The 22,496-nt window shown below is 65.2% G+C and carries 18 protein-coding genes; 12 read left to right on the forward strand and 6 right to left on the reverse strand.

The genetic code is table 11. From position 1 onward, the window contains the following. Positions 1 to 105: 105 nt before the first annotated feature. From rhaT to rhmD, 5 genes are all read right to left on the reverse strand, one after another. The gene (rhaT, locus tag MF607_RS01250; protein ID WP_242115583.1) at positions 106 to 1,164 is read right to left on the reverse strand and encodes an L-rhamnose/proton symporter RhaT; all 1,059 of its coding nucleotides are present in this window, start codon (positions 1,162 to 1,164) and stop codon (positions 106 to 108) included. Continuing rightward, positions 1,161 to 2,060 (reverse strand): amidohydrolase family protein, encoded by a 900-nt coding sequence (locus MF607_RS01255; RefSeq protein ID WP_242115584.1) that lies wholly within the window; start codon positions 2,058 to 2,060, stop codon positions 1,161 to 1,163. Before MF607_RS01255 ends, rhaT begins: the two co-directional genes overlap by 4 nt. A gap of 186 nt (positions 2,061 to 2,246) precedes the next feature. Continuing rightward, positions 2,247 to 2,990, reverse strand: coding sequence for an SDR family NAD(P)-dependent oxidoreductase (locus MF607_RS01260; RefSeq protein ID WP_242115585.1), 744 nt, complete (start codon positions 2,988 to 2,990; stop codon positions 2,247 to 2,249). Then, positions 2,987 to 3,841, reverse strand: a complete 855-nt coding sequence (locus MF607_RS01265) for a 2,4-didehydro-3-deoxy-L-rhamnonate hydrolase (RefSeq protein ID WP_242115586.1) — start codon at positions 3,839 to 3,841, stop codon at positions 2,987 to 2,989. The genes MF607_RS01260 and MF607_RS01265 overlap by 4 nt, the downstream gene beginning before the upstream one ends. A 10-nt stretch (positions 3,842 to 3,851) precedes the next feature. Next, positions 3,852 to 5,042, reverse strand: a complete 1,191-nt coding sequence (gene rhmD, locus MF607_RS01270) for an L-rhamnonate dehydratase (RefSeq protein WP_242115587.1) — start codon at positions 5,040 to 5,042, stop codon at positions 3,852 to 3,854. A 200-nt stretch (positions 5,043 to 5,242) separates the two neighbouring features. Here rhmD and MF607_RS01275 point away from each other — a divergent pair, with 200 nt between their 5' ends. The 12 genes from MF607_RS01275 to glgX all read left to right on the forward strand — a co-directional run bounded on the left by MF607_RS01275 (position 5,243) and on the right by glgX (position 20,887). Then, a complete protein-coding gene (locus tag MF607_RS01275) occupies positions 5,243 to 6,091 on the forward strand; it encodes an IclR family transcriptional regulator (protein ID WP_242115588.1) in 849 nt (282 codons plus the stop codon). A gap of 10 nt (positions 6,092 to 6,101) precedes the next feature. Continuing rightward, the gene (lra1, locus tag MF607_RS01280) at positions 6,102 to 6,866 is read left to right on the forward strand and encodes an L-rhamnose 1-dehydrogenase Lra1 (protein WP_242115589.1); all 765 of its coding nucleotides are present in this window, start codon (positions 6,102 to 6,104) and stop codon (positions 6,864 to 6,866) included. A gap of 83 nt (positions 6,867 to 6,949) precedes the next feature. Continuing rightward, positions 6,950 to 7,708 (forward strand): rhamnogalacturonan acetylesterase, encoded by a 759-nt coding sequence (locus tag MF607_RS01285; protein ID WP_242115590.1) that lies wholly within the window; start codon positions 6,950 to 6,952, stop codon positions 7,706 to 7,708. Further along, entirely contained in the window at positions 7,708 to 8,763 is a 1,056-nt protein-coding gene (locus MF607_RS01290; protein ID WP_242115591.1) for an alpha/beta hydrolase, read from the forward strand. Before MF607_RS01285 ends, MF607_RS01290 begins: the two co-directional genes overlap by 1 nt. Further along, entirely contained in the window at positions 8,760 to 9,515 is a 756-nt protein-coding gene (locus MF607_RS01295) for a (Fe-S)-binding protein (RefSeq protein ID WP_242115592.1), read from the forward strand. Before MF607_RS01290 ends, MF607_RS01295 begins: the two co-directional genes overlap by 4 nt. Then, positions 9,512 to 10,906 carry a lactate utilization protein B gene (locus MF607_RS01300; RefSeq protein ID WP_242115593.1) on the forward strand — a complete coding sequence of 465 codons (1,395 nt, stop codon included), beginning with the start codon at positions 9,512 to 9,514 and terminating at the stop codon, positions 10,904 to 10,906. Before MF607_RS01295 ends, MF607_RS01300 begins: the two co-directional genes overlap by 4 nt. Then, a complete protein-coding gene (locus MF607_RS01305; RefSeq protein WP_242115594.1) occupies positions 10,903 to 11,514 on the forward strand; it encodes a LutC/YkgG family protein in 612 nt (203 codons plus the stop codon). The genes MF607_RS01300 and MF607_RS01305 overlap by 4 nt, the downstream gene beginning before the upstream one ends. Before the next feature lie 185 nt (positions 11,515 to 11,699). Next, entirely contained in the window at positions 11,700 to 14,129 is a 2,430-nt protein-coding gene (locus MF607_RS01310; RefSeq protein WP_242115595.1) for a glycogen/starch/alpha-glucan phosphorylase, read from the forward strand. Next, positions 14,126 to 16,276: a 1,4-alpha-glucan branching protein GlgB gene (gene glgB, locus MF607_RS01315; protein ID WP_242115596.1), complete on the forward strand. Its 2,151-nt coding sequence runs from the start codon at positions 14,126 to 14,128 to the stop codon at positions 16,274 to 16,276. Before MF607_RS01310 ends, glgB begins: the two co-directional genes overlap by 4 nt. 15 nt (positions 16,277 to 16,291) lie before the next feature. Continuing rightward, positions 16,292 to 17,551, forward strand: a complete 1,260-nt coding sequence (glgC, locus tag MF607_RS01320) for a glucose-1-phosphate adenylyltransferase (protein WP_242115597.1) — start codon at positions 16,292 to 16,294, stop codon at positions 17,549 to 17,551. A gap of 154 nt (positions 17,552 to 17,705) precedes the next feature. Beyond that, a complete protein-coding gene (gene glgA / locus MF607_RS01325) occupies positions 17,706 to 19,121 on the forward strand; it encodes a glycogen synthase GlgA (RefSeq protein ID WP_242115598.1) in 1,416 nt (471 codons plus the stop codon). Further along, positions 19,118 to 20,887, forward strand: a complete 1,770-nt coding sequence (glgX, locus tag MF607_RS01330) for a glycogen debranching protein GlgX (protein ID WP_242115599.1) — start codon at positions 19,118 to 19,120, stop codon at positions 20,885 to 20,887. The genes glgA and glgX overlap by 4 nt, the downstream gene beginning before the upstream one ends. Here glgX and MF607_RS01335 read toward each other — a convergent pair. Next, positions 20,874 to 22,373, reverse strand: a complete 1,500-nt coding sequence (locus tag MF607_RS01335) for an MFS transporter (RefSeq protein WP_242115600.1) — start codon at positions 22,371 to 22,373, stop codon at positions 20,874 to 20,876. The two genes, glgX and MF607_RS01335, sit on opposite strands and share 14 nt — an antisense overlap. Between the last annotated feature and the right edge of the window lie 123 nt (positions 22,374 to 22,496).

The following is a 22,496-nucleotide window of genomic DNA, read 5'->3' on the forward strand; positions in this document are numbered from 1 at the left end:
CCCGCCAACCGCAGCGATGGACGCGACGCGTCAGCGATGATGGATTGCCGCCCGCGCGGGAAGGACGGCTTTTGCGAGGGTGCGGTGCAAGATCGGCCAACATCCCTACCCGCCGATCATGTTCCCGTATCCGATCACGATGGTCGCGAGGATCAGGAGCGCGACCCCGCTCCAGACCATCGCACGGGTACGGGGCGCGGCGTCCCGCCACTCTTTCAGCGCAAAACCCCAAAGCGTGCCAAAGATGATGATCGACGCCATGTGCAGCGTCCAGCTCGAAAAACCGAACTGCCCCATCTGGCTTTCGCCCATGGTGTAGAAGAAGAACTGGAAATACCATGCGGTGCCGGCCAGCGCGCACAGCGCGAAGTTGCGGCCCAGCGGTGCGCCCGCCGCCTTGCCGCCGCCGAACCATTCGCTGCCGCTACGATTGCGGACGATCAATATGGCGCACCACACCGCATTGGTCAGCAACCCGCCGAACATGACGAGGCACAGCACCGGCAGCCCGGTCCAGAGTGGCCCGGTACCCGCCGCGACCGACAGCGTCTTGATCGGTTCGCCGGCGGCCAGGCCGAAGGCGAAGCAAGCCGACATGATCCCGGCAAAGATCGCGACGACGATCCCCTTGCGAAAGTCGAACTCGGCAACGGCGGCGGCCTTTTGTTCGGGGGACAGCGCCTGATCCTTCCGGGCGCCGGCCATCGCGACGACGATGATCCCGGCAAGCGTCAGGGCAAGCCCGAACAGGATGATGTTGCCCGAGGTCGTGTCGAGCAGTTTCGCGGCGAAATCCCCGGCGAACAGCGGCGGGATCAGCGTGCCGAACACGGTGCACAGTCCCAGCACGACGGCCATGCCGAGCGACAGGCCGAGGTAGCGCATCACCAGCCCGTAGCCGAGGCCGCCGAAACCCCACAATACGCCAAAGAAGATCGGCCAGAGCAGGGTCGGCGCCGGGGTGGCGGCCAGCACGCCGAGCAGGTCTTCGGTCTGGATACTCGCGAAGAACCAGGGTGCCAGCACCCAGGAAAAGATGCCGCCGGTCAGCCAGTAAATCTCCCATGACCAGCGCCGGACACCGCGATACGGCACGTAGAAGCTGGCCGAAGCGAACCCGCCCAGCCAGTGATACAGGACGCCGGTCAGGGGATTGGGGGTCATAGCGGCAGGCCCAGTCGATAGAGACGATCGGCGTTGCCGGCGAACAGCGCGCGGCGTTCTGCATCGGTGAAGTCGGCGGTGATGGCGGCATAGGCACCGAGCGTCACGGCAGAGCTGCCGAACAGCTTGTCGGTCGGGAAGTCGCTGGCGACCATGGCCCGGTCGGTGCCGAACAGGTCGATCGCGGTCAGCACCAGTGCGCGCGCCTGTTCCAGCGTCCACCGGCGATGGGTGAAGCCGATGCCCGACAGCTTGATGGCGACGTGCGGCAGGCGGGCAAGCGTCGCCAATCCCTCGCTCCATTCGCCTTCCTCGCCGGGCACGCACATACCCATATGGTTTATCATCACCGGCGTTTCGGGATGGCGTTCGATCAGACGGGCGAGACCGGAAAACTGGCCGGGATAGGCTTGCAGGTCGAAACTCAACCCATGCGCAGCGAGGCGGGTATAGCCCCTGCCCCATGCTTCGTCCTGCGTGACGTCGCGGGGGGTATAAGTCCGCCGCGGGTCGGGGTGCCAGTTGACGATATGGCGGATGCCGCGGACATTGGCGTGCGCGGCATGCCGGGCCAACAGCGTATCGACATCCGGGTCGGACAGGTCGGCAAAGGCGATGATCGCGTTCGGCATGACTTGGCGATCGGCCATCGCCTGCAGCCAGCGGGTTTCATCCAGCGCTGCGGCAGGCTCCGCGCCGGCATCGACATGAACGATGCCGCGCACGTCCCAGTCACCCACATCGGCGCGATAGTCGTCCAGAAGATATGTCTTCGCGATCGGTTCGACCGAGCCGTTGGGACCGCCATCGGCGAAGGGCGGCGTCAGCCATGGGTAGCGGATATGGTCGAGGTCCCAGAGGTGGACATGGGCGTCGACGAAGGGGAGTTTGTCCATGGCTCTGCTCTTCCAATTGGTCTGCCGCCGCTTTCCACTTCCCCACCCCGTTTGCTTCGAGCGGAGGTTCGAGCTTGTCGAGAACCGAAGTCGAGAAGGCGGTTCCCCGAAGCGGGCCGTTCTCGACAGACGCTTCTCGACAAGCTCGAAGCTGCTCGAACCGAACGGGAATGCGGCTAACGGGTCCTAGTACGTCGTCCGCCCGCCCGACGTGTCGAACACCGCGCCCGTGGTGAAGCTGCATTCCTCGCTCGCCATGAAGCACACCATCGCCGCGCTTTCGTCGACTTCGCCCAGCCGCCCCATCGGGATCTTCGAGCGCATGTAATCGACCTGGCTCTGCGGCAATTGGGCGAGGATCGGGCTTTCGAACGTCGCGGGGGTCAGGGCATTGGCGATGACGCCCTTGCCCGCCAGTTCCTTGCCGAGCGACTTGGTGAAGCCGATCACCCCCGCCTTGGTCGCCGAATAGGCGCTGGCATTGGGGTTGCCTTCCTTGCCCGCGACCGACGCGACGTTAACGATCCGGCCATAGCCGTTCGCCAGCAGGTGCGGCACGACCGTGCGGTTGCAGTAGAACAGGCCGTTCAGGTTGACGTTCACTACCTGCAGCCAGCTGTCGATCGGAAATTCGTGGACCGGCACCGTCGCGCCGGTGATGCCCGCCGAACAGATCAGGATATCGACCTTGCCCAGCACGGCCATGCTGTCCTCGGCAGCGGCGGCGACCGCCGCTGCGTCGGAGACGTCGAGGTGGACGCCGTGCAGACCGGCACGTTCACAGGTCTCCTCCAGCGCGGGGTTCATGTCCCACACCGACACCCGACCGCCCTCGGCCACGATACGTTCGGCGACGGCGAGGCCCAGCCCCGATGCGCCGCCGGTGATGATCGCGTTCCGCCCGGCGAACCGCCCCGAATAGGTCGTCATCCGAGCACCGCATCGCCAAGGTTGCGCCATTCGACGACCTGCTGCTTCTGTTCGCCCAGACCTGCGATGCCCAGCTTCATCGTGTCGCCGGCCTTGAGGTAAATGGCGTTCGGCTTCTTGCCCTCGCCCACGCCCGGCGGGGTGCCGGTGATCATCACGTCACCCGGATAGAGGGTGATGTACTCGCTGACGTACGAAATGAGTTCGGCGACGTCGAAGATCATCGTCTTCGTATTGCCGGTCTGCATCCGCTCGCCATTCACGTCGAGGAACATGTCGAGATTCTGATGGTCGCCGACCTCGTCCGGGGTCACCAGCCACGGACCGAGCGGACAGAAGGTGTCGTGGCCCTTGCCCTTCGACCACTGGCTGCCGCGCTGCTTCTGGTTGAAGCGTTCGGACACGTCGTTGGCGATGGCGAAGCCGGCGACATGGGTCAGCGCGTCTTCCTTCGCCACATAGCGCGCGGTCTTGCCGATCACGACGGCCAGTTCGACTTCCCAGTCGGTATGGGTCGAACCCCTAGGGATCATCACCTCGTCGTTCGGGCCGGTCAGCGACGACAGCGCCTTCATGAACATCATCGGTTCGGCCGGCACCGGCAGGTTCGATTCGGCGGCGTGGTCGGCATAGTTGAGGCCGATCGCGACGATCTTGCCGATGCCGGCGACCGGCACGCCATAGCGCGGCGCGCCATCGACGACTGGCAGAGCGTCGACATCGACGTCCAGCCCGGCGATGCTGGCGACGGTGATGTCGTCGACCACGCCCGACAGGTCGCGGATCTGGCCGTTCGCATCGACGATGCCGGGCTTCTCATCGCCCCGATTTCCATAGCGGCAGAATTTCATGTCGTTTCTCTCAGTGTTCGAAGGGACGGTGCATGGTCAGGTCGCGGTTCAGTTCGACCCCGAAACCCGGAGCGTCGAGTTTGCTGGTCCGCATCCGTCCGTTCTCCGGAATCGGTTCGCCGATCAACTGCGGATGGAACATCGGCTGCACATGATCGGCCTCGGGCGCCATCATTAGATATTCGGCGAAGGGCGAATTGTGGCGCGTCACCACGAAGTGGTAGCTGTAGACCGACGACCCGTGCGGCACGACCAGCTTGCCGCGCGCATCGGCCAGCGCCGAAATCTTGAGCAATTCGGTCACGCCGCCGCACCAACCGACATCGGGCTGGATGATGTCGCAACAGTCCATGTCCATCAGCATGCGGAAGCCCCAGCGGGTCGCCTCATGCTCGCCGGTGGTGACCAGCATGCCGCGCGGCACGTTGCGCTTCAGTTCGGCATAGCCCCAGTAATCGTCGGGGCTGATCGCCTCCTCGATCCATTTCAGGCCGTGCTCCTGCGCGGCATGGGCAAGGCGCGTCGCGTAATCGACGTCCAACGCCATCCAGCAATCCCACATCAGCCAGAAATCCGGCCCGACGCGCGACCGCATCTCGGCCAGTTCGGCGATGTTCTTCTTCAATCCCTCGACGCCCTCGGCCGGGCCGTGGTGCAGCGGCATCTTGCCGCCGATGAAGCCCATCTCCTTGGCAAGATCGGGGCGCGCGCCGGTCGCATAGAATTGCAGTTCGTCGCGCACCGCGCCGCCCAGCATCTGATAGACCGGTTCGTCGCGCAGCTTGCCGAGCAAGTCCCATAGCGCGAGGTCGACGCCCGAAATGGCGTTCACGACCAGTCCCTTTCGCCCATAATATTGGGTCGAGAAATACATCTGGTCCCAGATTTTCTCATATTCGGTGGGCGAGCGCCCTTCGAGAAAGCGGGCAAGATGCTTTTCGACGATGAAGCAGGCGGGTTCGCCGCCGGTCGTCACCGCGAAACCGATCGTGCCGTCCTCCGCCTCGATCTCGACGATCAGCGTGCCAAGCACGTTGATGCCGAAGCTCTGCCGCGACTGGCGATATTCGGGATAGCGGCTCATCGGCGTCGCGATGTGATCGTCGATCCAGTGATAGCCCTGCTGATCGTGATAATCCGCCCCGCCGCCGCGCACGGTGAACGCGCGGACATGTTTGATCCTGGGAAGCGCCGCCTTCATTGCCACCACCTTCGTTGGGCGAACGGCCACCACGGGCCCGCCGCCGACTGATCCGATATCCGCACGCGCCAAATACCATCATCTGGTATGAAGCCGACGCCATGCGGTTTGAAATGTTGGAAAACCCCGCTGCGGGAAATCCCGCGAACATCCGCTCCGACTGGTTTACTTTCTCACTTTATGGGATAGGATGCTACTTGATGAGACAGAAACCGTCAAACGAAGAATCGTCGATCTCGGCCGACGCCGATGCCGAGCCGAAGGGTGTCGGCAAGGCGCAGGGCAGCCAGACGCTCGTGCGCGGGCTGGACCTGCTCGACCAGGTGATCGACGGACCCGTGAAGCTCGCCGAACTGTCGCAACGCATGGGGCTGACGCGATCGACGACGCACCGGCTGGCCAATGCGCTGATCGATCGTGGTTTTCTGACCTTCCTGCCGCGCGAAGGCTATCTGTTGGGGCCGAAGTTGCTCCAACTCGGCTTCCTCGCGCAGGGGCAGGCCGATATCGTCCAGATCGCCCGGCCGCGGATCGAGGAACTGGCCAGCCAGACCGAAGATACGGTCCATTTCGGTCGCCTCGACAGCGACCTCGCCCTTTATCTCGACAAGATCCCGGGACGGCGCCGCGTCGATATCTCCAGCCGGATCGGCGATCGCCAGCCGCTGTCGTCGACCGGACTGGGCAAGGCGTTGCTGCTCGACGATTCGGAGGCGCGCTGGACCGCGATCTTCGAGGCGGAGCATCCGCCCGGCACGCGCCGGCCCGACTTCGACGTCTGGATGGAACGGATGCGCGGCTATGTCGCCAGCGGCCATGCCTATGACCTTGAGGAAAACGAGGATTTGATCCGCTGCGTCGCCGCACCGGTGCGCGATGCATCGGGGAAGATCGTCGGCGCGATCAGCGTATCAAGTGCCGCACAATATATGGACGATGACCGCATGCAAACGCTGAGCGTCGACGTGCGCGGCACCGCCGAACGGATCAGCCGCGATCTGGGCTGGTCCCCCGACACACAGGCGCTGCAAAAGCGTCGCAAACGATGAGAGGATTGGCATGAAGCTGTTGGAAGGTAAAACGGTTTTGGTCACCGGCGCATCGACCGGAATCGGTCGGGCGGCGGCGATCGGCGCGGCACAGCATGGTGCGAACGTCGTCATCAACTATCACAGCCGGGACGACGATGCCGACGCCTGCATCGCCGCGATCGAGGCGACCGGGCAGCGTGGCCTTGCGATCAAGGGCGACGTCGCCGAGGCGGCGACCGCGCGCGACTTCGTCGACAAGGCGGTGTCCGAATTCGGTCGCGTCGACGTGATGGTGTCGAATGCCGGCATCTGCCCGTTCCACAGCTTCCTCGACATGCCGGCGGAAACGCTCGAGCGGACGCTGCGCGTCAACCTGCACGGGGCGTATTATATGTGTCAGGCGGCGGCGAAGCGCATGGTCGATCAGGGCGATGGCGGCGCGATCGTCGCCGTGTCGTCGATCTCGGCGCTGGTCGGCGGGGAATATCAGACGCACTATACCCCGACCAAGGCGGGGGTGCATTCGCTGATGCAATCGACCGCGATCGCATTGGGGCGGTATGGCATTCGCTGCAATTCGGTGCTGCCGGGCACGATCCTGACCGAAATCAACAAGGACGATTTGGCCGACGAAGCCAAGCGCAAGTACATGGAACAGCGCGTGCCGCTGGGCCGACTGGGCCAGCCCGAGGATATGGTCGGGCCGATCGTGTTCCTCGCCTCCGACATGGCGGCCTATGTCACCGGCGCGGCGCTGCTGGTCGATGGCGGCATGTTCGTGAATTTGCAATGAGCCACGGCTCCAACCGTGCTCCCGCGAAGGCGGGAGTTCAGGCCGGCCAGCGCTATCGTCTGCGGCTCCGGATCCCCGCCTGCGTGGGGATACTGATGGGCGCGCAATTGTCAGCCGAGACGATCTTCATCGCCGGCGACTCGACCGCGCAAACCTACAAGGAAGATCGCTATCCGCAGACCGGATGGGGACAGATGCTACCCTGCGGCCTGACCGGCGACGCAAAGGTCGAGAACCGGGCGATGGGCGGCCGTTCGACCAAGAGCTTCATCGCCGAAGGGCGTTGGGACAAGATCATGGCCGATGTGAAGCCCAGCGATGTCGTGCTGATCCAGTTCGGCCATAACGATGCCAGCCAGAACAAGCCCGAACGCTATGCCCCCGCCGCGACGCTGTACCGCGACAATCTGTTGCGGATGGTATGGGAGACGAAGGGGCATGGTGCGACGCCGATCCTGATTACCCCGGTCACGCGCCGCTCGTTCGGGCCGGACAGCAAGACCAAGGCCGATTTCGCGGCTTGGTCGGCGGTGGTGCGCGATATCGCCGCGACGACGGGAACGCAGTTGATCGACCTCGAAGCGTCGTCGCGCGGCTGGGTCGATGGCAAGGGCGTCGAGGGGTCGAAGGCGCTGTTCCTTCACTATCCAGCCGGACGCTGGCCGGGGTTCAAGGACGGGATCGACGACGACACCCATTTCAGCGAACTGGGTGCGCGGGGTGTGGCCAATCTCATCGCCGCCGATCTGGCGCGGACCGGACTGCCGGTCGCGGCGAAGGTCGCGAAGGATCGCCCCGACCTGTCGCGGGCGACGCCGTTGGGGAAGATGGGATGTCGGTGATGCGCTCCAAACCACCCCAGCGCAGGCTGGGGTCTTCCGGTGGCGGAGCGGGCGCTGCGATCGAGCAAGACCCCAGCCTGCGCTGGGGTGACGTTACTGGCTGGGGATTGGCACGGCGTGCGATCCTTGCCGGTGGTCTCGCCCTCGGCATCGCCACTGCCATCCCCGCCGCCGCCCAACCCGGCTCCACCGCCCTCACCTACCGCCCGATCTGGCCGGGCGCGGCACCCGGCGGCGAGAAGGTCACCGAGGCCGAACAGGAAATCCCCCGTTCGCCGACCGGGCCGAAGGACGACACGGCCTTCCTCCACGTCCGCACGCCGACGATCGCGCATGTCGCGCCGGCCAGGCCCAATGGCGCGGCGATCCTGCTGATCCCGGGTGGCGGCTATCTGCGCGTCGCGATCGGCAATGGCGGGCGGGCGCTGCTGCAATTCTTCGCCGATCGTGGCTATCACGCCTATCTGCTCAAATACCGGCTGCCCGGCGATCCATGGGCGGCGGGGCCGGATGCGCCGTTGCAGGATGCCCAGCGCGCACTGCGGCTTATCAAGGAGGAGGCGAAGGGCAATGGCGTCGCCATCGATCGGATTGGCGTGATGGGCTTTTCGGCGGGCGGGCATCTGGCGGCTATGCTCGCTTATCGGACCGATCCGACCTACACGCCGGTCGACGCCGCCGATGCGCAGCCTTTGGGAGTGCGCGTCGCAGGACTGCTCTACCCTGTGGCGCTGATGGGCGCGGGGGGAACCCATGCGGGATCGGAGCGACAGTTGCTCGGGATCGACCCTCCGCCCGAGCTGGCGCAACGCTATCGGACCGATGCCCGGGTCACTGTCGTCAGCCCGCCGACGTTCATAGCCCATGCGCTCGATGACAAGGTGGTATCGGCGGACAACGGCTTGTCGCTGCTAGCCGCGCTTCGCAAATCCAAGGTCCCGGCCGAAGCCTATTTCCCCGAGATTGGCGGCCACGGATTCGGCGTCCTGCTCGACGGACAGCCCGCGCCATGGACGAACCTGTTCTTCGCCTTCGCGAAGCGGCACGGGCTATGAGCCGGCCGTCAGTCGCATTGTTCGTGACCTGTCTGGTCGATGCGATGCGGCCGGCGATCGGCTTTGCCAGCCTGAAGGTGTTGGAAGAAGCCGGCTTCGACGTCATCGTCCCGCCGGGCCAGACCTGCTGTGGGCAGCCGGCGCTCAATTCGGGCGATCATGACGGCGCGGTCGCGATCGCCAGGGCGACGATCGCCTGCCTCGAACCCTATGACAGGATCGTGGTGCCCAGCGGATCGTGCGGCGGCACGATCGGGGTTCATTATCCCGAACTCTTCGCCGACGACCCGGCGTGGCTGGCGCGCGCCGAAGCGCTGGCGGCGAAGACGCACGAGCTGCTGTCGTTCCTCGACGCACAGGGTTGGCGACCCGATGGAGTCGCGTTGCCGACCACCGCGACCTATCACGACAGTTGTTCTGGCCTGCGCGAACTGGGCATCAAGCGCCAGCCGCGCGCGCTGCTCTCGGCGGTCGGGGAACTGAAGCAACTTCCGCTGAAGGGAGCCGAAACCTGTTGCGGCTTCGGCGGCACCTTCTGCGTCAAATATCCCGCCATTTCGAACGCGGTGGTCGAGGAAAAGGCGCAGGCGATCGAGGATAGCGGTGCGGCGCTGTTGCTCGCCGGCGACCTCGGCTGCCTGATGAACATGGCTGGCAAGCTGCATCGGCGCGGTAGCAGCGTCCGCGCCTTCCACACCGTCGAAATCCTTGCCGGCATGGGCGACGGACCCGCGATCGGTGAAGCGTCATGAGCTTCGGGCAACGCGTCGACCTGGCACTGGCCGACAAGGTGCTCAAGGTCGCGGTCGAGCGCACCGCCGGCACCGCCGAAGCCAAGCGCGCGCTGGCGGTCGAGGCATTTCCGGCATTCGAGGACGCCCGGACGCGGGCTGCGGCGATCAAGGATCATGTGATCGCACATCTCGGCCATTATCTCGAAATGTTCGAGGCGAATGCGATCGCAGCGGGCGCGCAGGTCCATTGGGCGCAGACCGCGGACGAAGCGGCGACGATCGTCGTCGATCTGTGCCGCAAGGCCGGTGCGAAATCGGTCGCGCGTTCGAAATCGATGCTGGGGGAGGAAATCGGTCTGCCCCACGCCTTGGCGGAGGCGGGGATCGAGCGGGTCGAGACCGACCTTGCCGAGCACATCATCCAGCTGGCGGGCGAGCGGCCGTCGCATATCGTCTGGCCGGCGATGCACAAGACCCGCGAGCAGGTGTCGGCGCTGTTCCGCGCGAAGCATCGCGACCCGCATGTCGAGGAAACGATCGCAGCGATGGCCGAGAGCGCGCGGCGGCATTTGCGTGCGGAGATGCTGGGTGCCGATGTCGGCATTTCCGGCGCGAACTTCCTGATCGCCGATACGGGAAGCATCTGCACCGTCACCAACGAGGGCAATGCCGAACTGTCGGTGGTACCGCCGCGCGTCCACATCGTGACGGCGGGGATCGAGAAGATCGTGCCGTCGCTGCCGCATGCGATCCATATGCTCAGGATGCTGGCGCGGTCGGCGACCGGCGCGGCGCTGACCCAATATACCACCTTTTATACCGGACCGAAGCGCGAAGGCGACCGCGACGGGCCGGAGGAGATGCACATCGTACTGGTCGACAACGGCCGCAGCGCGATGGCGGCCGATGCGGCGCTCAAGGAGATGCTGCGCTGTATCCGCTGTGGTGCATGTATGAACCATTGCGTGGTATTTCGACAGGTCGGCGGTCATGCGTACGGCGGAACCTATCCGGGACCAATGGGTGCGGTGCTCACCCCGGCGCTGGACGGGCTGTCGGCCAATCGCGATCTGGCGCATGCCTGCACGATGAACGGCCGGTGTCAGGAGGTCTGTCCCGTCAAAATCCCACTGCCGACGCTGCTGCGCGGTTGGCGCGAGAAGAGCTGGCGCGAGGGGCTGGAGCCGGTGTCAATGCGGCAGGGGCTTGGGCTCTGGCGGCAGGCGGTGTTGCGCCCCCGCCTCTATCGGATGGCGAGTGGGGCCACGGTGCGGGCAATGCGGCTACTGGCGCGGCAGGGCTGGATCGCGCGGCTGCCCTTTGCCGGTGCGTGGACGAAATATCGCGACATGCCCGCCCCGGAAGGCGGTACGTTCATGGCGCAATATGCGAAGGGGCGGCGGCGATGACCGCGCGCGACGCGATCCTCGGCAAGCTGCGTGCGCCAGTGCCGCTCGATCTGGCGGCGCAGGCGGCGGCGCTGGTAGCGGGGAGCGAACGGCCGCCCGAGACGGCCGGTTCGCCGGTCGAACGCTTCGCCGCGCGGCTGGCGGGGCCGAGCGTGTCCGCGACATTGGACCGGATCGACGATGCGAGCGGCCTGCCCGATGCGGTGCGGCGTTACCTCGCGCACCATGCCCTGCCCGCCACTCTCTACCTGCCGCCCGACTCGCGCCTGACATCGCTCGATTGGCGCGGCTTCCGGATCGACGAAGCCGTCGCCGCCGATCAGATGACCGCGCTGGCGGTGGCGAAGGCTGGCGTAGCCGAAAGCGGGTCGCTGGTGTTCGAAACCGATGCTAGTGCGCCGATGCTGCCGAATTTCCTTACGCTGCATCATATCGTAGTGCTGGCGACAGCCGATCTGGTCGAGACGATCGAGGATATCTCCGTCGATCTCGCCGAACACCGCGCGCATTACTGGGTGACCGGCGTGTCGGGTACGACCGATATCGAGGGGCAGTATGTGCGCGGGGCGCATGGGCCGCGATATCTGCATGTCGTAATGGTTGGGTAGCGCCCGTTCTCCACCATTCCGTTCGCGCTGGACGGCAGGGATAACGTCCTCGAACAAAGTCGTTCGACATTAATGGCCTGCTAACCCGATGGTAACCGGAACGACGCATCGCACGCATACGTATTGCGCGTGACAAGCGTTCGACAATCGATACTGTCGTCCCGACCCTGTTCAGAGGAACCTGCGTGACCCAGCCTGCCCTCACCGCCGTTTCCCCTACCTCCCCGCCCCTCGCCGAAGCGATACTCGAAACGCTGGTTCACCGGATCGGCAAGGACGCACAGGCCGCATTGCCGCATGATTGGCTGGCGGCGACGATCCTGACGGTGCGCAACGACGTCATCGAACGCTGGATGGCGTCGAGCAAGCAAGCCCATGCCGCCGGTGCCAAGAAGGTCTATTATCTCAGCCTCGAATTCCTGATCGGGCGTCTGCTGCGCGACGCGATCGCCAATTTGTCGCGGACCGACGAGGTTCGCGAGGCGCTGGATTCGCTGGGCGTAAAGCTCGCCGATCTTGAGGGCGAGGAGCCCGATGCGGCGCTGGGCAATGGTGGTCTCGGGCGGCTTGCGGCATGTTTCATGGAAAGCCTCGCGAGCCTCGACCTGCCTGCCTATGGCTATGGCATCCGCTATGTAAACGGCATGTTCCGCCAGCGGATCGACAATGGCTGGCAGGTCGAGCTTCCCGAAACCTGGCTGCGCCACGGCAATCCGTGGGAGTTCGAACGGCGCGAGAGCAATTATCGCATCGGCTTCGGCGGCGAGGTGATCGGCGACGAGAATGGCGATTGCCACTGGATGCCGAGCGAAAGCGTCGAGGCGGTCGCGGTCGATACGCCGGTGATCGGGTGGCGCGGGGCGCGGGTGAACACGCTGCGGCTGTGGACGGCGCGGGCGCGCGATCCGATCCGGCTCGATCGGTTCAATGCCGGCGACCATGAAGGCGCGTTGGCCGCGTCGGTCCGGGCCGACACGCTGGTGCGCGTGCTCTATCCGGCGGATTCGACGCCCGCCGGACAGGAATTGCGACTACGGCAGGAATATTTCTTCTCCTCGGCATCGATCCAGGACATCGTCCGCCGCCACGTCCAGTATTTCGGCGATATCCGCACCCTGCCCGACAAGGCAGCGATCCAGCTGAACGATACGCACCCGGCGGTGTCGGTCGCCGAACTGATGCGCATCCTGATCGACGACCATTCGCTCGATTTCGAAAGCGCATGGGACATCACCAAGGCGACGTTCGGCTATACCAACCACACGTTGCTGCCCGAAGCGCTCGAGAGCTGGCCGCTGCCGCTGTTCGAACGGCTGCTGCCGCGGCACATGCAGCTGGTCTATGCGATCAATGCGAAAGTGCTGCGCGAGGCGCGGACACAGGGACAGGACGATCGCGCCATCGCCGCGATCAGCCTGATCGACGAAGGTGGCGAGCGGCGGGTGCGCATGGCGAACCTGGCGTTCACCGGCAGCCATAGCGTCAACGGCGTCGCGGCGCTGCACACCGACCTGATGAAACAGACGGTGTTCGCCGATCTGCACCGCCTCTATCCCGACCGGATCAACAACAAGACCAATGGCATCACCCCGCGCCGTTGGCTGTTCGAGAGCAATCCGGGACTGACGTCGTTGATCCGCGAGGCGATCGGCGACGCGTTCCTCGACGACGCGACGAAACTCGCCGACCTCAAGCCCTTCGCCGCCGACGCCGCGTTCCGCGAAAAGTTCGAGGCGGTGAAGCGTGCCAACAAGGTGCGGCTGTCGCAGCATCTGCGCGAGGTGATGGGCGTCCGGCTCGATCCGGATGCGATGTTCGATGTGCAGGTGAAGCGCATCCACGAATATAAGCGCCAGTTGCTCAATATCCTCGAAACGGTAGCGCTGTACGATCAGATCCGCAGCCATCCCGACAAGGACTGGACGCCCCGCGTAAAGCTGTTCGCGGGCAAGGCGGCGTCGAGCTATCACAACGCCAAGCTCATCATCAAACTGGCCAACGACGTCGCGCGGCGGGTCAATGCCGATCCGGCGGTGCGCGGGCTGCTGCGCGTCGCGTTCGTGCCGAACTACAACGTGTCGCTGGCCGAACTCATCATGCCCGCCGCCGATCTGTCCGAACAGATCAGCACGGCGGGGATGGAGGCGTCGGGCACCGGCAATATGAAGCTGGCGCTGAACGGCGCGCTGACTATCGGGACGCTGGATGGTGCCAATGTAGAGATCCGCGACCATGTCGGCGCGGACGACATCATCATCTTCGGCCTGACCGCCGACGAGGTCGCCGAAAAACGTGCCAATGGCTACAACCCCCGCGAGGCGATCGCCGCGTCGCGCGAGTTGCAGCAGGCGCTGTCGGCCATCAAGGGCGGCGTGTTCAGCCATGACGATCCGGGCCGCTATGCCGGGCTGATCGACGGGATCGAGAATAGCGACTGGTTCCTGTGTGCCGCCGATTTCGACAGCTATGCGCAGGCGCAGCGCGACGTCGACGCGCGCTGGGCCGACCGGGCGGGATGGAACGCCAGCGCAATCCGCAATGTCGGCGGGGTCGGCTGGTTCTCCTCCGATCGCACCATCGGCGAATATGCCCGCGATATCTGGAACGTGATGTGAGGCCCCCGGCCGACGCCATCGCGGCGCTGCTCGCGGGGCGTCATGCCGATCCTTTCGCGCTGCTCGGACCACATGCCGGCCCCGAGGGGACGTTCGTCCGCGCGTGGCTGCCGAATGCGCAGAAGGTGTGGGCGCACGATCTGTCGGGCAAGCTGCTGGGCGAGTTGAAGCCGGTGGGCGACGGTATCGTCGAGGGCGTGATCGATGGCCCGCCCCGGCCGCTGCTCTATTATGCGCGGGGCGGTGGTGGCGAATGGTGGGTCAAGGACCCGTATAGCTTCGGGCCGGTGCTTGGGCCGACCGATGACTTCCTGATCGCCGAGGGCACGCATCTGCGCCTGCACGACAAGCTGGGTGCCCATCCGATCCGGCATGAGGGTGCCGATGGCATGCACTTCGCGGTCTGGGCACCCAATGCGCAGCTGGTCAGCGTGGTCGGCGACTGGAACCATTGGGACGCCAAACGGCATCCGATGCGGCTGCGGAGCGATGTCGGAGTCTGGGAAATCTTCCTGCCCGATGTCGGGCCTGGTCAGGCGTACAAGTTTGCGATCATAGGTGCCAACGGCGAACGACTTCCGCACAAGGCCGACCCCTTTGCCTTTGAGAGCGAATTGCGGCCGGCAACCGCGTCGCGCACCGCCGCACCGATCGATCACGATTGGCGCGACGCAGCGCACCGCGAACACTGGGCTTCGGTCGATCCGCGTCGCGTGCCGATTTCGATCTACGAAGTCCATGCCGGCAGCTGGCAACGGGGGGATGATGGCTGGTTCCTGCCATGGGACCAGCTTGCCGACCGGCTGATCCCCTATGTCGTGGACATGGGCTTCACCCATATCGAGTTCCTGCCGATCAGCGAACATCCCTATGACCCTTCTTGGGGGTATCAGACCACCGGCCTCTACGCTCCGTCGGCGAGGTTCGGCGATCCGGCCGGGTTCGCGCGCTTCGTCGACGGTGCGCACAAGGCGGGTATCGGCGTCCTGCTCGACTGGGTGCCGGCGCACTTCCCGACCGACGCGCACGGCCTCGCGCGGTTCGACGGCACCGCGCTTTACGAACATGACGATCCGCGGCTCGGGTTCCATCCGGACTGGAATACGGCCATCTATAATTTTGGGCGGCGCGAAGTTTCGCAATTCCTAGTGAACAACGCGCTATTCTGGGCGGAGCGCTATCATGTCGACGGGCTGCGCGTCGATGCGGTGGCGTCGATGCTGTACCGCGACTATTCGCGCAAGGACGGCGAATGGATCCCCAACGAAGCCGGCGGGCGCGAGAATTGGGAGGCAGTCGACTTCTTGCGCGCCACAAACCGCGCCGTCTATCGCGCGCATCCGGGGTTCTTCACCATCGCCGAGGAATCGACGTCGTGGCCGGGCGTGTCGAAGCCGGCGCATGAAGGCGGTCTGGGCTTCGGGTTCAAGTGGAACATGGGCTTCATGCACGACACGCTCGCCTATATGGCGCGCGAGCCGGTGTATCGCTCGCATCACCATAACGAAATCACGTTCGGCCTGACCTATGCCTTCAGCGAGAATTTCGTCCTGCCGCTCAGCCACGACGAAGTGGTCCATGGCAAGGGGTCGCTGCTGACCAAGATGGCGGGCGACGATTGGCAGAAGTTCGCCAATCTGCGCGCCTATTACGCGTTAATGTGGGGCTATCCTGGCAAGAAGCTGCTGTTCATGGGGCAGGAGTTCGCGCAGCGGCGCGAATGGTCGGAGGAGCGTGCGCTCGACTGGAAATTGCTGGATGCCCCGGCGCATCGCGGCGTGGCGATGCTGATCCGCGACCTGAACCGGCTGTATCGCGAGACGCCGGCGCTGCACGCGCGCGATTGCGAAGGTGACGGATTCCGGTGGGCGGTTGTCGACGATGCCGCCAATTCGGTATTCGCATGGGAACGCCACGCACCGGGCGAACCGCCGGTACTGGTCGTCAGCAACCTGACGCCGGTGCCACGTGCGGGATACCGCGTTCCGGTATCGCAGGACGGGCGCTGGCGCGAGGTGCTGAACAGCGACGCATCGGATTATGGCGGCAGCGGAATCGGCAATCTGGGCGTTGTCGACAGCGAGGATCGGACGTTGGCGCTGACGCTACCACCGCTGGCCACGATCTGGTTCGAATACGAAAAGTAAAACGGGGAGAGATGCATGGAACGGCGGGGACAACCATTGGCGCGCGACGCAATGGCCTATGTTCTGGCGGGCGGACGCGGCAGCCGGTTGTTCGAGATGACCGACACCCGCGCCAAGCCTGCCGTCTATTTCGGCGGCAAGAGCCGGATCATCGATTTCGCGCTGTCAAACGCGATCAATTCGGGCATCCGCCGGATCGGCGTGGCGACCCAGTACAAGGCCCATAGCCTGATCCGCCACCTCCAGCGCGGCTGGAACTTCCTGCGCCCCGAACGCAACGAAAGCTTCGACATCCTGCCCGCCAGCCAGCGGATCAGCGAGTTTCAGTGGTATGAGGGGACCGCCGACGCGGTGTTCCAGAATATCGATATCATCCAGAGCTATAGTCCCGAATATATGGTCATCCTGGCGGGCGACCACATCTACAAGATGGACTATGAGTTGATGCTGCAGCAGCATGTCGACACTGGTGCCGACGTGACCGTGGCATGTATGGAAGTGCCGCGGATGGAGGCGGTCGGGTTCGGTGTGATGCACGTCGACGCGACCGACCGGATCATCGATTTCGTCGAGAAGCCAAAGGATCCGCCCGCGATCCCCGGCCAGCCGGACCGCGCGCTCGCCAGCCTCGGCATCTATGTGTTCCGCACGAAATTACTGTTCGAAGAGTTGCGGCGCGACGCCGATACGAAGGATTCGAGCCGCGATTTCGGCAAGGATCTGATTCCGTGGCTGGTGAAGCACGGCCATGCGCAGGCGCATCGCTTTTCGGCATCCTGCGTGCGCAGTCCGGAGGAGCCGCGCGCCTATTGGCGCGACGTCGGGACGGTCGATGCCTATTGGGAAGCGAATATCGATCTGACCGACGTGGTACCCGAACTCGACCTGTACGACCGCAGCTGGCCGCTCTGGACCTATTCGGAAATTACCCCGCCGGCGAAGTTCGTGCATGACGTCGATGGCCGGCGCGGCTGCGCGGTGTCGAGCCTGGTGTCGGGCGACTGCATCGTTTCGGGATCGAGCATCCATCGCAGCCTGCTCAGCACCGGGGTACGCGCGCACAGCTACAGCAATATCGACGAGTCGGTGATCCTGCCGATGACACATATCGGACGCGGCGCAAGGCTGACGCGGTGCGTGGTCGATGCCGGCGTGACCATTCCCGACGGGCTGATCGTCGGCGAGGACCCGGTGATCGACGGCCACCGCTTCCGCCGGACGGAGCGGGGAATCTGCCTGATCACGCAACCGATGATCGACCGGTTGGAGGCATGATGTGCCGTTCTCAAATCCTCCCCGCCCCGCGGGGAGGGGGACCGTCCGCAAGACGGTGGAGGGGGGTGTCCGCGAGTAGCGCCGGCGCGGGCGGGGAGACGCCGCTCCACCAGCCTTTGGCTGGTCCCCCTCCCCGCACAGCGGGGAGGATTTGATGCGTGTACTATCTGTCGCTTCCGAAGCCTATCCACTGGTCAAGACCGGCGGTCTTGCCGATGTCGTCGGCGCCCTGCCTGCCGCGCTGGCGCCGCATGGCGTCGAGACCTCAACGCTGTTGCCCGGCTACCCATCGGTCCTGAAACATCTGAGCAAGGCCAAGCCGGTCCATCGCTGGACCGCCCTGCTCGGCACGCCAGCCGCGCTGATCGAGGGAACGATCGACGGCCATCCATTGCTGGTCCTCGATGCGCCCGAACTGTTCGCGCGTGTTGGCGGCCCCTATGCCGATGCGACCGGTCGCGACTGGAGTGACAATTGGCGGCGCTTCGCCGCGCTGGGCCGGGCGGCGGCCGATCTGGCATCGCGCTTCGACCTGCTGCATGCGCATGACTGGCAGGGGGCGATGGCGCCCGCCTATCTCCGCTATGACGGCGCCGATGTGCCGAGCGTCCTGACGATCCACAACATAGCCTTCCAAGGCCGCTACGACGCGGCGATCTTTCCGGGGCTGGAGCTGCCCGATGCGGCGTTCGCGCTCGACGGGATCGAATATTATGGCGGGGTCGGGCTGCTGAAGGCCGGACTGGCATCGGCCGATGCGATCACCACCGTTTCGCCGAGCTATGCTGAGGAAATCCGCCGCGCCGAATTCGGCATGGGGCTGGAGGGGCTGATCGAGGCACGGCGCGACCGGGTCAGTGGCATCGTCAATGGCATCGACCCGGCGGTGTGGTCGCCCGAGAACGACACCGCCCTGCCCGCCCGCTATACCGCCCGCAACCTGTCGCGCCGGCGCACCAACAAACGCGCTGTCGAAGCGGCGTTCGACCTTGATCGTGGCGACGGACCGATCTTCATCGTGGTCAGCCGGCTGACATGGCAGAAGGGGATGGACGTGCTCGCCGATTGCGTCGACGCGCTGGTCGGCATGGGCGGACGCCTCGCCCTGCTCGGATCGGGCGACGCGGCGCTGGAAGGAGCGTTCATGGCGGCACGCGGCCGGCACCCCGGACGGGTCGGCGTGCGGATCGGCTATGACGAGTCGCTGTCGCATCTGTTGCAGGGCGGCGGCGATGCCATTCTGATCCCGTCGCGCTTCGAACCATGCGGGCTGACGCAGCTTTACGGGCTAGCCTATGGCTGCGTACCTGTGGTGGCACAAACGGGCGGACTGGCAGACACGGTCATCGACGCCAATGAGGCGGCGGTCGCCGCCGGCGTCGCGACCGGTATCCAGTTCGGATCGGTCACCACCGATGGCCTGCTCCACGCACTGCGTCGGACGATGGCGCTTCATGCCCGGTCCGAACTGTGGACGACGATGCAGAAACAGGGGATGCGCGCGGACTTCTCGTGGACGCGCAGCGGCGCGCGCTATGCCGATCTCTATCGCAGCCTGACCGCACAGTGACGCCCGGCGCCTGTCCGTTCGATGGCGGCACCCGCTTTGCCGTGCGCGCGCGCGATGCGGCAACGGTCTTGCTGTGCCTGTTCGATGGCGACGACGAACGCCGCGTGGCGATGACCCGCGACGGCGACTGGTTCGTGGTGGAGGTTGCCGGCATCGGCCCCGGTCAGCTTTACGGCTATCGCGCCAACGGCGAATGGGCCCCCGATCGCGGACGCTGGTTCGATCCGGCGAAGCTGCTGGTCGATCCCTATGCGATCGAACTCGATCGACGCTTCGCCTATGATCCGGCGCTATCAACCTTCGGTAGCGACACCGCCGCGATAGTGCCCCGCGCGATCGTTCCCGCGCTGCTAGAGCCGGTCGCGTTCGAAGGTCCGCGCATCGATCCGGCGCGACCGATCTACGAGCTGAACGTGCGTGGCTTTACCATGCTGCATCCCGATGTTCCGGAGGCGCAGCGGGGGACGATCGCTGCGCTCGGACACCCGTCCGTCATCGCGCATCTCCGCAAGATCGGGGTCGGCACCGTCGAATTGATGCCGATCGTCGCGTGGATCGACGAACGGCATCTGCCGCCGCTCGGACTCAGCAACGCATGGGGCTATAACCCGGTCGCGATGCTGGCAATCGATCCCGGCCTCGCACCCGGCGGGGTCGCCGAACTGCGGGACACGATCGCGGCGCTGCATGCGGCAGATATCGGGGTGATCCTCGATGTCGTGTTCAATCACAGCGGCGAGAGCGACGTGCATGGGCCGATCCTGTCGCTGCGCGGGCTCGACGATCGCAGCTATGCCCATGCACCCGATGGCAGCCTCATCAACGATACCGGCACCGGCAACACGCTGGACGCCGGCGATGCCGGGGTCCGCGACCTGATCCTCGCCTCACTTCGCCACTTCGCATCGCTGGGGGTCGACGGGTTTCGCTTCGATCTGGCGCCGGTCATCGCACGGTCGCCGGGGTTCGACATGCACGCCCCGATCTTCGCCGCGATCGCCGCCGACCTGGTGCTCGCCGACCGGGTCATGATCGCCGAGCCATGGGATATCGGCCCCGGCGGATATCAGTTGGGAAATTTCCCGGCCGACTGGCTGGAATGGAACGACCGATATCGCGACGATGTGCGCCGGTTTTGGCGGGGGGATGGCGGTGTCGGTCCGCTTGCGACCCGGGTCATGGGATCGTCCGATATCTTCGGGTCGCCCACCCGCAGCGTCAACTTCCTCGCGGCGCATGACGGGTTCACGCTTGCCGACCTCGTCGCGCATGTCGATCGCCACAATCACGCCAATGGCGAGGACAATCGCGACGGCCATGGCGACAATCTGTCGTGGAACCATGGGGTGGAAGGGCCGACCGCCGACCCCGCAATCGAAGCCGCACGAACGGCCGATCTGCGCGCCCTGCTGGCAACTTTGTTCGCGACGCGAGGGCATATCCAGTTGACCGCAGGCGACGAATTCGGCCGCAGTCAGCAAGGTAACAACAATGCCTATGCGCAGGACAATGCGATCACGTGGATCGACTGGACGGCGCGTAACACCGAGCTGGAAGACTATGTCGCCGGGCTCGCACGATGGCGGCGGGAGCGGCCGGCGGTGTTCGATCGAAACGTGCCCGATCAGGCGTCGTGGCTGGCCCTCGACGGAGCAGCGATGACGCCGATGCATTGGGAAGCGACCGACTGTCCCGGCTTCGAACTCCGCCTGCCCGGCGCATCGATCCGCATCGATCGCGCCGGGCGGATTGTCACGCTGCGATAGGCTCCCGCACCCGCAGCATCGCGACGGCGGCCAGCGCCATTACCGTCGCCGCCACCAGCATCGTATAGGCCGGGTTGGTCGGAAACCACGTCTTGATGACCCCGCCCATCACCGTCGCGACGATCAATTGCGGAAGGACGATGAAGAAGTTGAAGATGCCCATATATACGCCGAGCTTGCGTTGCGGCAGCGCGTTGGCGAGCAGGACATAGGGCATGGTCAGTACCGAAGCCCAGGCGATGCCGATCCCGATCATCGGCAGGATCATCGCCGTCCGGTCGTGCGTCACGAAGATGCCGATATACGCCACCGCCCCGATGGCGAGGCACAGCAAGTGGGTCCGTGCCGCGCCGATGCGGCGCGCCAGTACCGGCAGCGCGAACGCCGCCACGGCCGCGACACCCGAATAGATGGCGAAGAGGACCCCGACCCAGCTACCTGCCTGATTATAGCCGTCCGACGTCGGATCGATCGTGCCCCAGACCTGCTGTGCGATCACCGGGGTCGTATAGACCCACATGATGATGAGCGCCCCCCAGGTAAAGAACTGGACCAACGCCAGCCGCCGCATCGTATCCGGCATGGTCGCCAGATCGCCGATGATGTGGCTGAGCACATTGTCGCCCCGCCCGCCGCGGACCAGTGCGCCCGACACGAGTTGCGCCACGCCATAGAGCGCGATGCCGGCAGCGACGAAATAGGCTTCGCGCCCGCTCTCCAGCGCGCCGCTGCGTTCGGCCCAGGCGATCAGCAGCGCGACGACGATGCCACCCGCGATCCACAAGGGACCACGTTGCGGAACGACGGGGGGCAGCCGGTCGGCAGCTTCCCCGGCCTCTTCCCCGAACGCCGCCAGTTCCCCCGGGCTGTATTCGCGAACGGTCAGCACCGTCCACAGCACCGCCGCTAGCAACATCGTGCCGCCGAAGTAGAAGCCGTAGCGGACTGCGTCCGGCACTTGGTCTCCTGTCGCGGTGTTGCTGACGCCGAAGCCGTGTTCGAGGACATAGGGCGCGATGCTGGCGACGACCGCGCCGGCACCGATGAACCATGTCTGGAACGCATAGCCCGCGGGGCGCTGTTGCGGCGACAGCATGTCGCCGACAAAGGCGCGAAACGGCTCCATCGAGACGTTCAGCGACGCATCGAGTATCCACAACGTAATTGCCGCAGCAAGGATACTCGGCGAGTTCGGCATGAAGAACAGCGCGCAGGTGCAGAGGATAGCGCCGAACAGAAAATAGGGTCGCCGGCGTCCCAGCCGCCCCCAGGTCCTGTCGGAATAATGGCCGATCAGCGGCTGGACCAGCAGCCCGGTCAACGGTGCTGCGATCCACATCAGCCCCAGCTGGTCGATCGGCGTGCCGAGCGACTGGAAAATCCGGCTGGCATTCGCATTCTGCAGCGCGAAGCCGATCTGGATGCCGAAGAAGCCGAACGAGATGTTCCAGAGCTGGGCGAAGCCAAGCGTCGGGCGGGTCTGCATCTAAATCCTCTCCATCCATGGGGAGGGGGACCGTCCGCAGGACGGTGGAAGGGCGTGCCCCAAATGCCACCGTTGCGTTCGGGCCTATCCCCCTCCACCACCGCCTTTCGCGGCGGTCCCCTC

The sequence above is a fragment of the Sphingomonas lacusdianchii genome (assembly GCF_022664395.1).
Lineage (GTDB): Bacteria > Pseudomonadota > Alphaproteobacteria > Sphingomonadales > Sphingomonadaceae > Sphingomonas > Sphingomonas lacusdianchii.

Coding starts and splice junctions, on each gene's coding strand:
- rhaT (WP_242115583.1), bottom strand. CDS start 1,164: ATGACCCCCAATCCCCTGACCGGCGTCCTGTATCACTGGCTGGGCGGG.
- MF607_RS01255 (WP_242115584.1), bottom strand. CDS start 2,060: ATGGACAAACTCCCCTTCGTCGACGCCCATGTCCACCTCTGGGACCTC.
- MF607_RS01260 (WP_242115585.1), bottom strand. CDS start 2,990: ATGACGACCTATTCGGGGCGGTTCGCCGGGCGGAACGCGATCATCACC.
- MF607_RS01265 (WP_242115586.1), bottom strand. CDS start 3,841: ATGAAATTCTGCCGCTATGGAAATCGGGGCGATGAGAAGCCCGGCATC.
- rhmD (WP_242115587.1), bottom strand. CDS start 5,042: ATGAAGGCGGCGCTTCCCAGGATCAAACATGTCCGCGCGTTCACCGTG.
- MF607_RS01275 (WP_242115588.1), top strand. CDS start 5,243: ATGAGACAGAAACCGTCAAACGAAGAATCGTCGATCTCGGCCGACGCC.
- lra1 (WP_242115589.1), top strand. CDS start 6,102: ATGAAGCTGTTGGAAGGTAAAACGGTTTTGGTCACCGGCGCATCGACC.
- MF607_RS01290 (WP_242115591.1), top strand. CDS start 7,708: ATGCGCTCCAAACCACCCCAGCGCAGGCTGGGGTCTTCCGGTGGCGGA.
- MF607_RS01295 (WP_242115592.1), top strand. CDS start 8,760: ATGAGCCGGCCGTCAGTCGCATTGTTCGTGACCTGTCTGGTCGATGCG.
- MF607_RS01300 (WP_242115593.1), top strand. CDS start 9,512: ATGAGCTTCGGGCAACGCGTCGACCTGGCACTGGCCGACAAGGTGCTC.
- MF607_RS01305 (WP_242115594.1), top strand. CDS start 10,903: ATGACCGCGCGCGACGCGATCCTCGGCAAGCTGCGTGCGCCAGTGCCG.
- glgC (WP_242115597.1), top strand. CDS start 16,292: ATGGAACGGCGGGGACAACCATTGGCGCGCGACGCAATGGCCTATGTT.
- glgA (WP_242115598.1), top strand. CDS start 17,706: ATGCGTGTACTATCTGTCGCTTCCGAAGCCTATCCACTGGTCAAGACC.
- MF607_RS01335 (WP_242115600.1), bottom strand. CDS start 22,373: ATGCAGACCCGCCCGACGCTTGGCTTCGCCCAGCTCTGGAACATCTCG.